The sequence below is a fragment of the Pseudomonas saponiphila genome, from assembly GCF_900105185.1.
Classification (GTDB): Bacteria; Pseudomonadota; Gammaproteobacteria; order Pseudomonadales; family Pseudomonadaceae; genus Aquipseudomonas; species Aquipseudomonas saponiphila.
This window is the reverse complement of the sequence record NZ_FNTJ01000002.1, coordinates 1,179,908-1,192,125: the sequence shown is the minus strand read 5'-3', so window position 1 is coordinate 1,192,125 and position 12,218 is coordinate 1,179,908. Positions and strand designations below refer to the sequence as shown.

The window sequence follows — 12,218 nt, the reverse complement described above, 5'->3', positions numbered from 1 at the left end:
TCCCGGCCAGCCGCCCAGGTCCGGGACCTGGGCGGCAACCACTCATGAACCCAGCTGCGAGTTCAGCAGATCGGCCTCCTTGCGCCGGCGAGTGCCATAGCTGTCGCCAAAGTTGCGCAGGTTGGCCAGGGCACTCTTCCAGTCGCGGGCCACCACCTGGGCCCAGAACTTCGGCGTGCGGCTGGCCAGGTTGCCGTACTGAAAGGCCACCGAGGCGATCACCGTCTGCATCGGCGCCGGCAACTGGGCAAAATCCAACCCGCTGGCCTGGGTGTAGGCCGCTGCCAGCCGATCGACGAAGGGCGCCTTGTAGGCCTCGTCGATCAGCTCGGCCTCGTCGCTGCTGATGCTCAGGGGTTGGCCATCGAGAAACTGCTTGGCCTTGAGCCCCGTCAGCCCCAGGTAGGGCGTCAACCGCCGCACCAGATCCGCCGGCAGGTTCAGCGCCTGCAAGTCCTGAACCCCGCGCTGGCCCAGGTCGAACCCGGTGCCCACCGTGACCCCGCTCTTGCTGTTGGCTGCATCGGGCACGTAACCACGGGTCATGGCCCCGCCTTCGAGGGCGGCGATGAAACTGAAATCAATCGCATAACGTGACATGGATATTTCCTCCACCAGTTGAAGAAAATCCAGTGCACCACCCGCGACCGATACAACATCAGGATGTAATAGTTCCTCTTCATAGGGGGGAAATTTCCCACTGAACAACGGACGAGGCACCTCCTTAGGATCAAGCCAGCGTTATCCATAATTCCAAGGAGGTACCAAATGGACGTGAAAGACCTCAGTCTCATTGATATTTGCGGATTTCGGAGCACCGTGACCGGCCGTTTCGGTTGATCGTGACCGGTCATTTCGCTAACGCGTGACCGCTCATTTCGGTAGCAACGTGACCGATTTTCCGCCTGTTCCGAAACAGGTGGTCACGGCTTACCGAAATCGCCGGTCACGACTTAGCGAAAGCCTTCCCCTTCGTTGCGCATGACCTGATGCGCCGCCATCCTCGACCGATTTCGGGAGAGGAAGATGGCGGCGCCGCGAGTAGCCATGCGAAACATCAAAGAATGTCTGCGCCTCAAGTTTGAGGCCGGCTTGTCCCACGAGAAGATTGCCCGTGCCTTGCAGCTGTCCAAGGGCGTGGTTAGCAAGTACATCGCGGCGGCGCGGGTGGCCGGGCTGGACTGGCCGGCGCTGGTGGCCATGGACGAGGCCGCGCTGGCGGCCGCCTTGTTTGCACCGACGTCGACGAACAAGCCGCGCGGTGAGCGAGTGCTGCCCGATGTGCTGAGCATCCACCGCGAGTTGCGACGCAAGGGCGTGACCTTGCAGCTGCTGTGGGAGGAATATCTCGCCGCGCATGCGGGCCAGCCGACCTACCGCTACACCCAGTTCGTCGAGCACTACCGGCGCTACGCCCAGACGCTCAAACGTTCGATGCGTCAGCTGCACCGTGCGGGCGAGAAGCTATTCATCGACTATGCCGGGCCGACGCTGCCGGTGGTCGACCCGGCCACCGGCGAAGTGCGCCGGGCGCACATCTTCGTCGCCGCCCTGGGCGCCTCGAATTACACCTATGCCTGCGCGACGCCAGGCGAAACCCAGGTGGACTGGCTGACCTCGCTGGGCCAGGCTCTGACCTACTTTGGCGGCGTGCCGGAAATGGTTGTGCCGGACAATCCGCGCGCCCTGGTCGCCCAGCCGGATCGCTACGAGCCGGGCCTGAACCGGGCCACGCTGGAGTGCGCGCGTCATTACCAGACGGTGATCCTGCCGGCACGGCCACGCAAGCCTCAGGACAAGGCCAAGGCCGAGGTGGCGGTGCAGGTGGTCGAGCGCTGGATCATGGCGCGGCTGCGCCATCGGCAGTTCTTCAGCCTGCATGCGCTTAACCAGGCCATCGCCGAGCTGCTGGAGGATCTGAATCGGCGCCCGTTCAAGCGGCTCGATGGCTGCCGGCGCGACTGGTTCGAGCGCCTGGATCGCCCGGCCTTGCGAGCGCTGCCGGTGCATCCCTACGAGGTCGCCACCTTCAAGCGCTGCAAGGTCAGCATCGACTACCACATCGAGGTCAATGGCAGCTTCTACAGCGTGCCCTCCGCCCTGGCCCGGCAGAACGTGGACGTGCGACTGACGGCACACACCCTGGAAGTGCTGCATGGCAACCGGCGGGTGGCCAGCCACCTGCTGCTGGGGCGACGCGGCGCTTACAGTACCCAGCGCGAGCACATGCCCGCGGCGCACCAGGCGCATCGCGAATGGACGCCACAACGCCTGCTCGACTGGGGCGCGCGGATCGGCCCCTACACGCGCCAACTGATCGATCACCAACTGACCCACAAGCCGCACCCGGAGATGGGCTACCGCGCCTGCCTCGGCCTGCTCTCGCTGGCCCGGCGCTATGGCAATGCACGCCTGGAAGCCGCTGCCGAACGTGCCGTACACCTGCGCGCCTTCACCGGGCGCAGCGTGCGCAACCTGCTCCAGCAAGGCCTGGATCAACAGCCGCTGCCCCAGCGTGCCGCCGAAACGACCTTACCCGGCGACCACGAGAACGTCCGTGGCGCCGACTACTACCAACCCCCGCAACAGGAGCTGTTCGATGATGCCGCAACACACCCTGAATCAACTGCACCAGCTACGCCTGGACGGCATGGCCCGCGCCCTGGAAGAGCAATGGACGCTGCCGGCCAGCCACAGCCTGAGCTTCGATGAACGCCTCGGCCTACTGCTCGACCGCGAACTGGCCTGGCGTGACAACCAGCGCCTGGTACGGCTGCGCAAGAAGGCCAAGCTCAAGTACGCCAACGCCTGCCTGGAAGATCTCGACCGCCGCACCGGACGCGCCCTGGACGAGCGTCTGATCGCCACCCTGGCCAGTGGCGACTGGATCCGCCAGCAGCACAACCTGCTGCTGACCGGCCCGACCGGTGCCGGCAAAACCTGGCTGGCCTGCGCCCTGGGCAACCAGGCCTGCCGCCAGGGCTATAGCACCCTGTACCTGCGCACCCCGCGCCTGCTGGAACAACTGCGCATCGCTCATGGCGACGGCAGCTTCGGCCGTACCCTGCAACAGCTGGCAAAGGTCGACGTCCTGGTGCTGGACGACTGGGCGCTAGCCCCGCTGGAGGAAGGAGCCCGGCATGACCTGCTGGAGGTGATCGACGACCGCGCTGGCAGCCGCTCCACCATCCTGACGAGCCAACTGCCCATCGAGCACTGGCACGGCTGGATCAACGACCCGACCCTGGCCGATGCCATCCTCGACCGCCTGGTGCACAACGCCTACCGACTGACGATGAAAGGCGAGTCGCTGCGCCGAAAAAAAGCCGAGGAACAAGCCGCATCGTGACCGATGCGATTACAATCCAGAACCCGCGCAACCGGGGTGGAAGCACCGGTCACGTATTAGCGAAACGCTCGGTCACGTTCACCGAAATCCGCAGATATTCGCCAACTCCCCCACTCGCTCCAGGCCCTCATCGATTGCATCGGCCTGGAGAACGCCTACCGCCTGACCCGGGAATACGGCGGCCGCCCCAAGTACATTCCCAAGCACGCCGAACGCACCTCGCTGGCCCTGATCCTGCCCCCCGACGCCCTCAACGCCCTGATCGAACGCTTCGCCGGGCTGGCCCTGGAAATCCCCAAGGCCGATCACTTCTGCCGGCAGATCCGCAACCAGCACATCCAGCTGGAGAGTCTCGGCGGCATTTCCCGCAGTGTGCTGGCGGACAAGTACGGCCTGAGCTTGCGGCAGATCGGCAATATCCGTCGCCTGGAGGCCAACACACACCGGTAATCGCTTCCCGCTGAATGAGCCGCCACGGCTTTCTTAAGGTGCAGGGGCGCATCCCGCGCATCCCAGAACAAGGAGCTAGACCATGGCAGATATTGATAAGGGCTTGATCGGCGGCGTGATTGCCGCGCTGCCCCTGGACAAGATGATCACCGGTCCGCTGATGGCAATGATCCAGGCGCAAGTCGCCGCGAGCAAAGCCTATGCGGACTTCCTCATGGGCGTGTGCATCAAGGACGGCCAGGCGGTATCGGTGCAGTTCGACTACGACGAAACCCTGGTGGATGAGCAGGGCGTCTACAAGGGCACGGTGAAGAAATCGATGCGCATTCCGCTGCTGGCGGCCATCAGTCACCCCAACATCACCATCGAGGAAGGCTCCATCGAGTTCGAGCTGACCATCAGCCAGATGGCCGAGGACACCAGCAGCACCGAAGCCTCCGGCAGTTTCGAGGCGAAGCTGGGCTGGGGCCCGTTCAGTGTTTCGGTCAAGGGCGCGGCGAGCCACAAATCCACCCAGACCCGCAAGACCGACACCCGCGCGCGCTACGCCATCAGCACCAAGATCGTCCGCCAGGACCCGCCGGAAGCCCTGATGCGCGTCATCGACTTCCTCACCGACGCGGCCACCAAGCCCGTGCGGCTGCCGAGCACTCAACCGACCGACCCGGACAAGCTGCCAACCGCTAATACGCTGGCATCGCCGGACGCCCCGGCCGAGAAGAAAACCGGCACCGGCGGTTGATCCACGCGGCACCTTCGCCCCAGCAACCCGCCCCGCCTTCACGGCGGGGCACTTCAGCCACCGAACAAGGAGCGTGATCCATGGCGTTTTTTTCCCGCAGCAAGGAGCCCATGTCGGCCAGCGACCTGAGCCACATCACCCGCGGCATGCACCAGGCCGCCGCCGCCACTCACAACCTGATCGCCCAGCAGTACATCAAGCTGTTCGACCAGTTCTTCGATTACAACGTCAACGACCTGGGCACGCCGATGAAGGCCAAGATGGTCGAGGTGGCGCTCAACGATGACCACGTCATCAACGTGCCGCTGATTGCCCTGGTTTCACCCAAGGGCCTGGCCCTGCACAAGATGACCGTCGACCTGTCGGTGCGCATGCAGGCCACCGAGCTGCAGAAGGCCAGCCACGACCTGGAGAATGGCGAGCTGCAAAGCGAGAAGTTTTTCGTCACCTTCGGCAGCGGCAAGCGTGATGGCCAGGAACGCGACCCGGACGAAGTGCAGATCAGCATGGAGTTTCGCGACTGCCAGCCGCCGGAAGCGATCCAGCGCCTGATCGAAGAGTTCACCAACCTGATCAGCCCGCAACGCATCAATGAAGGCCCGGCAGCCGCCGCTGGCAGTGCGCCCGCCGACCCGGACTTGCTGGCCCCTTGAGCCCGGGGCCCGCCCGGCTGACCGCGGCGGTCAGCCCGAAGGCGCCTCAAGGCTTGAGGTTCACCGAACGCCAGTCGCTGGCCTCGATCATGCCAAGCATCTTCGGCGCGCCATTGAGGGTATCGGTGGTGATGAACAGGGAAGCGCCGTAGCCCAGGGTCGGGGTCGCCAGATTCAGCTCCGTTTCCAGTTCATCCATGCATTCACTGTGGGTCACCAGCACAAGATTGCGCCCGGGCACCTTGTGCGCCAGCACGTCGCGCAACAGATTGCCCTTGCAGTTGTACAGCCAGCCATCGCCACTGCTGACCTTGCTGAACATGTACCCCGCGGTCTGCGCGGTGCGGGTCATGGGGCTGTTGTAGATGTCGGTGCGTTCCAGGCCCAAGTGCTCGAATCGCGCGCCGATGGCCACCGCCACTTCCCGGGCACGATCGGTAATGCCATCGGCGGGCCCCAGGCAAGGGGCGCTGGAACGGTCGCAGCGCTCTACATGCCGCACCAGGACAATGGTGTCGCCCTTGGCCCAGCTGCTGGTCATGGCCCGGACCCCGGCCACGTTGTCATGCGCCAGGTCGGGCACCGCCGCCGGACGCCACCAGAACAGGCACAGCGCAAGCAGCAACAGAATCGCCAGCAGCAGGACCAGGCGGTTCTTGTAGCGCGTCAGGCCGCTCACCGTGAATGAGCGTTTGACCGGCGGCAAAGCGAGTCTTGTGGCCACTGTCCAACCGCCCCTCTGAGAATGATTCGATGTGTTGAGCAACTCGCCATCAGGCTAGCGCGTGCTGATGACAATCGAGCGCCGTCGAATACCGGCGGCATCGACTCGTCGGACTCTAGGGCGGCAAGCGTGGGTCGCGAGTGAAATGAATGTGAAAAAAAGCTCAACGGACCGGCGGTGATCCCGCAAAATGACCGTCCATCGCATCAAGCATTGTCCTGGGACAATACCGACGAAATCGTTTCAGCTATGGGCCGTTCCGCCGATACACCCCCTACAAAACACCTTGCTGGTCACCAACAACAACAATCTTCCAGCCAACTCAAGATCAAGAAGAGCTACGTTCCTGGAGGAATTCAATGAGTAGTTGGTTTGCCAACATCAGCGTCAACCTTAAGCTGGGCCTGGGTTTCGGCCTGGTCCTGGCCCTGACCACCGTCCTTGCACTGACCGGCTGGACCAGCCTGGGCAGCCTGATCGACCGCAGCAACTGGATGAGCGACATCACCCAGCTCAACAGCGGCCTGACCAAATTGCGCGTCACCCGCCTGCAGTACATGCTGGCCAACGGCGACGAAACCGCCGCCCAGGGCGTGCAGAACACCCTCGACGATTTCAGCGCACAGCAGAAAAAGCTCCTGGCCTCGTTCCAGAGCCCGGACAACATCCAGCTCCTGCAAGGCCTGGGCGCGACCATCAGCGCCTACCAGGATTCGCTGAACAAGATGCGCAACGCCTACCGCACCGGCGACGCCGCGCGCCTGGCAATGAACCAGAACGCCGAACGCGCCAATGACCTGATCAACGGGATCTACACCTGGGTCAAGCAGCGCCCGCTGAGCGACGAGCGCTTCGAACAGTTCCAGGCCATCACCCAGGCCAAGGAAGCCTTCCAGCTGGCCCGCTATGAAGTGCGTGGCTACGTCACCACCAACAACCCGGACACCGAACAGAAGGCCTTTACCCAGCTCAATGCGGCGATTACCGAACTCGGCCAGCTCAATGCGCACTTCGGCAGCACCCAGCGCGAAGCCCTGCAACAGCTGGAAAGCGCCCTGAGCGGCTACCGCAGTTCGCTGCAGGCCTTCAAGCTAGCCTTCAGCGATGCCGTGCAGGCGCGCAAGGAAATGACCGACCAGGGCGCCGACATCGTCAGCCGCAGCGACGCCCTGTACCAGATCCAGCTGGACCGCCGCGACATCGAAAGCGCCCAGGCCCGCAGCCTGCAATTGATCAGCACCCTGCTGGCGCTGCTGGTCGGCGTACTGGCCGCCGTGATCATCACCCGGCAGATCACCCGTCCCCTGCAGGAAACCCTGGCCGTGGTCGAGCGCATTGCCTCCGGCGACCTGACCGAGAACCTGCGGGTCACCCGGCGCGACGAACTGGGCGTGCTGCAACAGGGCATCGCGCGCATGGGCGTGACCCTGCGCGAGCTGATCGGCGGCATCCGCGACGGCGTAACCCAGATCGCCAGCGCCGCCGAGGAACTGTCGGCCGTGACCGAGGAAACCAGCGCCGGGGTCAACAGCCAGAAGGTCGAAACCGACCAGGTGGCCACCGCCATGCACGAGATGACCGCCACCGTGCAGGAAGTCGCGCGCAATGCCGAAGAGGCCTCCCAGGCCGCAGCCGCCGCTGACGGCGAAGCCCGCCAGGGCGACAAGGTAGTGGCCCAGGCCATCGAGCAGATCGAGCGCCTGGCCAGCGAAGTGGTGCGCTCCACCGACGCCATGACCGTGCTGCAACAGGAAAGCGACAAGATCGGTAGCGTCATGGATGTGATCAAGGCCGTGGCCGAACAGACCAACCTGCTGGCGCTCAACGCCGCCATCGAAGCCGCCCGTGCCGGTGAGGCCGGACGTGGTTTTGCCGTGGTCGCCGACGAAGTGCGGGCCCTGGCCCAGCGCACCCAGAAGTCCACCGAAGAGATCGAGGAACTGGTGGCCGGCCTGCAGAACGGCACCCAGCAAGTAGCCACGGTGATGAACAACAGCCGCAGCCTGACCGACAGCAGCGTCGAGCTGACCCGCAAGGCCGGCGCCTCGCTGGAAAGCATCACCCGCACCGTGTCCAACATCCAGTCGATGAACCAGCAGATCGCCGCGGCCGCCGAACAGCAGAGCGCCGTGGCCGAAGAGATCAGCCGCAGCATCATCAACGTGCGCGACGTGTCCGAACAGACCGCCGCCGCCAGCGATGAAACGGCGGCCTCCAGCGTCGAACTGGCGCGCCTGGGCGGCCAGTTGCAGATGATGGTCAGCCACTTCCGCGTCTGATTCGCGGCGTCCCCTTCGCCGGCAAGCCGGCTCCTACAGACCGTTGTAGGAGCTGGCTTGCCAGCGAAAGGCGCAACGCGGTCGCCCTACCCCGCCGCTTGACTAGCGCCATCCAACAGCGCATCCACCACCGCCCGCGCCATCTCCACCGAATGAATCATCGACCAGATCAGCCCACGCTCGATGCCGCTGGCGCTGGTGATTTCGTCGGCGGTTTCTTCGGCGCACTTGAGCAGCAATGAAACGTGCAGCAGCGCCTCTTCGGCACTCACGCCTTCGCGCACCGCGAACAGCGGACGGCCATGGCCATCCCGGCAACCAAAGCTGGTGCTGCCAGTGGCGGTGAAACGCTCATGCAAGGGGGGCGAAAGCGCGGTGTTTTGCAGCGCCTGTAGCAAGGTCTTGTTGGGCTCTTCCAGCGCAGTGATCAACTCACGACTGGGTTGCAGAACGGGTGGATCGGGAACGATCTTCTTCACGGCAAAACTCCTGGAGAAGTTGAACCGCCACGCGTCGCTACCAAACGATCAAGGTGGCGGCTATACGCAGGTTGGTAGACCGGGACTCCAGGAAACCCAGCGCACACAAGGTGCCCTGCGCACAGCCGCCATAACACGTCGACAGATTAAGGCCTGTCGAAAGTCAGCGGCGCTTGCGCCTGAAGTGATGCGGGCTACCAAACCCGATCGCTGAAATGCAGCGACGGCCGAAGACTAGCCCTGGACATTCGATAGGCACAAGCCATGCAAACAGTCGAAATGTAACGGGGGGATTCTCGCGGAAATGCCCTACAAATCAAAGCGAAAATCCGCCATCAGTGGCGAACCTTATCGCGCGGTGGTTAGGGGAATAGGCGGCGCGCCCTTCGCTGGCAAGCCAGCTCCTACAGAGCGGTGTTCAGCCACTCTGGAGCCGGCTTGACCGGCAAAAGGCGCCAATCCCTGGCGCCGAGCATTTACACCCGTCAGGGTTTGCCCTTACCTTTCCCGGTCTTCGTCCTGCTGTCCGAAGGATCAGTCACCAGGAATACCTCGATGCCCAGCCTCGGTTTTACCTCGGTCCCACCCCTGCTCAAATACCTGCTCTATGCCGAGCAGTTGGGTATTGCCAGCGAGCCGGCACTGGCAGCGGCCGGGCTTACGGCCGCGCAGTTGAACGACACCAGCCTGCGCCTGCCGCTGGAGGTGCATGAGCGGCTGCTGGACTACTTCTGCCAGCACTCCGGCGATCCGCTGTTCGGGCTGAATTCGGCACGCTTCGTCAAACCCAGCTCCTGGAACGTGCTGGGCTACATCACCATGAACTGCGCGACCCTGGGCGAAGCCATGGGCCGCATCATGCCGTTCGAGAAGCTGGTGGGCGACATGGGCACCAGCCGGGCCGAGGTGGCGGGCGATCAGGTGCGGCTGATCTGGAACTGCCGCCATCAGCGCCCGGACATTCGCCGGCACCTGGTGGAAAACGTCCTGGCTTCCTGGCTGCTGTACGCGCGCTGGATCGCCGATTCGCAGTTGTCGCCCAGCGCGGTGTGGTTCGAGCACGCCCTGCCGGATCAAGCCGAGGTGGCGCAGTACGAGGCCCTGTTCGGCTGCCCGGTGCTGTTCGGGCAAGCCTGCTCGGCCCTGGTGGCACCGTTGCACTACCTGCAACTGCCCTTGCGCCAGGCCGATGCGCGGCTGCTCAAGACCCTGGAGGAACATGCCCAGGCGATGATGGCGTCCCTGGGGGATGCGCCCCTGGCGTTGCAGGTGCAGAACCTGTTGCGCCAGTTGCTCAAGGACGGCCTGCCGCGCAAGGAGCAGGTGGCGGAGCAGTTGCAGATGTCGGAACGCACCCTGCAGCGCCAGCTGCAACAGGCCGGCACCTCCTACCAGCAGATTCTCGATGACTTGCGCCAGGAGTTGGCCGAGCACCACCTGCGCCACAGCGCCCTGTCGATCCAGGCCATCGCCGATTGCCTGGGCTACAGCGAATCCCGCTCCTTTCACCGCAGCTTCAAGAACCGCACCGGGCTGACCCCGGGGCAATTCCGTCAGGCCACGCTGAACACCGGCAAGGCCTGAGCGCCCTCAGACGCAAATGGCGTTGGTGAACACCAGTCGATTGCCGAATGGATCGCTGACGCTCATGTCCTGGCTGCCCCAGGGCATGGCCTGGATCTGCGGATGGGAGAAACGGTAGTCCTTGGCCAGCAATTGCTGCTGGAAGGCTTCCAGCTCGTCGGTTTCGATCCGCAGCGCCGCACCCGGGCTGCAATCGCCGTGATGCTCGGACAGATGCAGCACGCATTCGCCCCGGGACACCTGCATGTACAGCGGAAAGCCATCCTCGAAGCGATGCTGCCAATCCAGGTTGAACCCCAGGAAGTCGAGGTAAAACTCCCGGGCCTTGGCTTCATCGAAGATCCGCAGGATGGGGGTGGTTTTGCCAAAGCTCATTGCGCGACTCCCTGACCGAATTAAGCCGCCTGTACCGGCGGTGCTTCCCAGCACTTCGGCGCCACCCCGGGATTCTTTAATAGCACCGCGCCATCACTGTGACGAAGATCAAAGAATCAGCCCGCGCGACTGAAGCCCTGGCGCAAATCCCCCTCCCGTGGCAGGAAGCGCCCGGCGCGCTGACCGTTGGCCCGGCCCTGGGCATAACTGCACACCCCGTTGACCCACACCCCATCGATACCTTGCGCCGCTTGCTGCGGCTGCTTGAAATCAGCCACGTCGCGGACTCGCGCCGGGTCGAACAGCACCAGATCGGCCCAATGCCCTTGGCGAATCTCGCCGCGCTGCTGCAGGCCGAAACGCGCGGCGGAAAGCCCGGTCATCTTGTGCACCGCGGTGTGCAGCGGGAACAGCCCCAGGTCGCGACTAAAGTGGCCCAGCACCCGGGGAAAGGCGCCCCACAGGCGCGGGTGGGGGAACGGGTCTTCCGGCAGGCCATCGGAGCCGATCATCGACAGTGGATGGGCGAGGATGCGCCGCACATCGCTTTCATCCATGCCGTAGTACACCGCCCCCGCCGGTTGCAGGCGCTCGGCGGCGGCCAGCAGGCTGACACCCCACTCGCTGGCAATTTCGCTCAGGTCACGCCCGCCCTGTTCCGGATGCGGCGTCGACCAGGTGATGGTGATGGGGTAGGCATCGGTGACCTGCTTGAGGTCCAGGGTCGAGGAACTGGCGGCGTAGGGGTAGCAGTCGCAGCCCACCGGATGATCCTCGGCCGCCTGTTCCAGGGCCGCCAGCAGTTGCGGGCTGCGCCCCCAGTTGCCGGCCCCGGCGCATTTGAGATGGGAGACGATCACCGGGGCCCGGGCCGCGCGACCGATCAGGAAGGCCTCGTCCATGGCCTCCAGCACCGGCTCGAACTCACTGCGCAGGTGGGTGGCGTACACCGCGCCGAATGCCGTCAGTTCCTGGGCCAGTTGCAGCACTTCGTCGGTGTCGGCGCTAAACGCACTGGCGTAGGCCAGCCCGCTGGACAGGCCGAGGGCGCCGTCTTCCAGGCTGTCGCGCAGTTGCTCGCGCATGGCCGCGATCTCGGCGGTACTGGCGGTGCGATGCAGGTCCGCCAGCTGATTGCTGCGCAGCGCCGTGTGCCCCACCAGGGCGGCGACGTTGACCGCCGGGTGCGCCTCATCCACCGCCGCGCGGTAGTCGCGAAAACGCGGATAGACAAACATGCCGCGCTCGCCCAGCAGGTTCATCGGGTCCGGCGGGTCGCCCTTGAGGCTCACCGGCGCGGCGCTGATTCCGCAGTTGCCGACGATCACCGTGGTCACGCCCTGACTGAGCTTGGGCAACATCTGCGGCTGACGGATCACCACCGTGTCGTCGTGGGTGTGCACGTCGATGAACCCCGGGGCCAGCACCCGCCCGGCGGCATCGATATCGACCTCGGCAGTGGCCGCGGACAGATCGCCGATGCAGGCGATGCGGCCGTCGAGGACCGCCAGGTCGGCGGGGTAACCCGGGCGGTCGCTGCCGTCGATGATCAGGGCGTTGCGGATCAGCGTGTCGTAGCGCAT

At 64.5% G+C, this 12,218-nt stretch carries 13 protein-coding genes and 1 pseudogene; 9 read left to right on the top strand and 5 right to left on the bottom strand.

The window, feature by feature from the left end:
• Positions 1-42: 42 nt before the first annotated feature.
• Positions 43-600: a pesticin C-terminus-like muramidase gene (locus BLV47_RS27320; protein WP_092319425.1), complete on the bottom strand. Its 558-nt coding sequence runs from the start codon at positions 598-600 to the stop codon at positions 43-45.
• A gap of 426 nt (positions 601-1,026) precedes the next feature.
• Between BLV47_RS27320 and istA the strand changes: the two genes are divergently transcribed.
• The 5 genes from istA (at position 1,027) to BLV47_RS27295 (ending at position 5,194) form a co-directional block, all read left to right on the top strand.
• Positions 1,027-2,712 (top strand): IS21 family transposase, encoded by a 1,686-nt coding sequence (gene istA / locus BLV47_RS27315; protein WP_062838241.1) that lies wholly within the window; start codon positions 1,027-1,029, stop codon positions 2,710-2,712.
• Positions 2,600-3,349: an IS21-like element IS1474 family helper ATPase IstB gene (gene istB / locus BLV47_RS27310; protein WP_062838242.1), complete on the top strand. Its 750-nt coding sequence runs from the start codon at positions 2,600-2,602 to the stop codon at positions 3,347-3,349. Before istA ends, istB begins: the two co-directional genes overlap by 113 nt.
• 96 nt (positions 3,350-3,445) lie before the next feature.
• Positions 3,446-3,799 carry a transcriptional regulator gene (locus BLV47_RS36600; protein ID WP_092320575.1) on the top strand — a complete coding sequence of 118 codons (354 nt, stop codon included), beginning with the start codon at positions 3,446-3,448 and terminating at the stop codon, positions 3,797-3,799.
• 82 nt (positions 3,800-3,881) lie between these two features.
• Positions 3,882-4,541, top strand: coding sequence for a DUF2589 domain-containing protein (locus BLV47_RS27300; RefSeq protein WP_092319423.1), 660 nt, complete (start codon positions 3,882-3,884; stop codon positions 4,539-4,541).
• Between the two features lie 80 nt (positions 4,542-4,621).
• Entirely contained in the window at positions 4,622-5,194 is a 573-nt protein-coding gene (locus BLV47_RS27295; RefSeq protein ID WP_092319421.1) for a DUF2589 domain-containing protein, read from the top strand.
• A gap of 46 nt (positions 5,195-5,240) precedes the next feature.
• Here the strand turns inward: BLV47_RS27295 and pmrG are convergent, their stop codons facing one another.
• Entirely contained in the window at positions 5,241-5,918 is a 678-nt protein-coding gene (gene pmrG / locus BLV47_RS27290) for a lipopolysaccharide core heptose(II)-phosphate phosphatase PmrG (RefSeq protein WP_092319419.1), read from the bottom strand.
• Positions 5,919-6,095: 177 nt separating this feature from the next.
• Here pmrG and BLV47_RS35770 point away from each other — a divergent pair, with 177 nt between their 5' ends.
• From BLV47_RS35770 to BLV47_RS37195, 3 genes and pseudogenes are all read left to right on the top strand, one after another.
• Complete coding sequence (locus BLV47_RS35770; RefSeq protein ID WP_143038316.1) at positions 6,096-6,281, top strand: hypothetical protein; 186 nt, start codon at positions 6,096-6,098, stop codon at positions 6,279-6,281.
• Positions 6,278-7,339, top strand: a pseudogene (locus tag BLV47_RS37200) (methyl-accepting chemotaxis protein); the annotation flags it as partial. The gene BLV47_RS35770 and the pseudogene BLV47_RS37200, both read left to right, overlap by 4 nt.
• Complete coding sequence (locus tag BLV47_RS37195) at positions 7,334-8,197, top strand: methyl-accepting chemotaxis protein (RefSeq protein ID WP_371920251.1); 864 nt, start codon at positions 7,334-7,336, stop codon at positions 8,195-8,197. The pseudogene BLV47_RS37200 and the gene BLV47_RS37195, both read left to right, overlap by 6 nt.
• Before the next feature lie 86 nt (positions 8,198-8,283).
• Here the strand turns inward: BLV47_RS37195 and BLV47_RS27280 are convergent, their stop codons facing one another.
• Entirely contained in the window at positions 8,284-8,676 is a 393-nt protein-coding gene (locus tag BLV47_RS27280; protein ID WP_092319415.1) for a DUF3077 domain-containing protein, read from the bottom strand.
• A 555-nt stretch (positions 8,677-9,231) separates the two neighbouring features.
• Here BLV47_RS27280 and gliR point away from each other — a divergent pair.
• On the top strand, positions 9,232-10,260 hold the full coding sequence (gene gliR, locus BLV47_RS27275) for an AraC family transcriptional regulator GliR (RefSeq protein ID WP_092319413.1): 1,029 nt from the start codon (positions 9,232-9,234) through the stop codon (positions 10,258-10,260).
• Between the two features lie 6 nt (positions 10,261-10,266).
• Here the strand turns inward: gliR and BLV47_RS27270 are convergent, their stop codons facing one another.
• Positions 10,267-10,635 (bottom strand): glyoxalase superfamily protein, encoded by a 369-nt coding sequence (locus BLV47_RS27270; protein ID WP_092319411.1) that lies wholly within the window; start codon positions 10,633-10,635, stop codon positions 10,267-10,269.
• Positions 10,636-10,751: 116 nt separating this feature from the next.
• Positions 10,752-12,218: an N-acyl-D-amino-acid deacylase family protein gene (locus BLV47_RS27265; RefSeq protein WP_092319409.1), complete on the bottom strand. Its 1,467-nt coding sequence runs from the start codon at positions 12,216-12,218 to the stop codon at positions 10,752-10,754.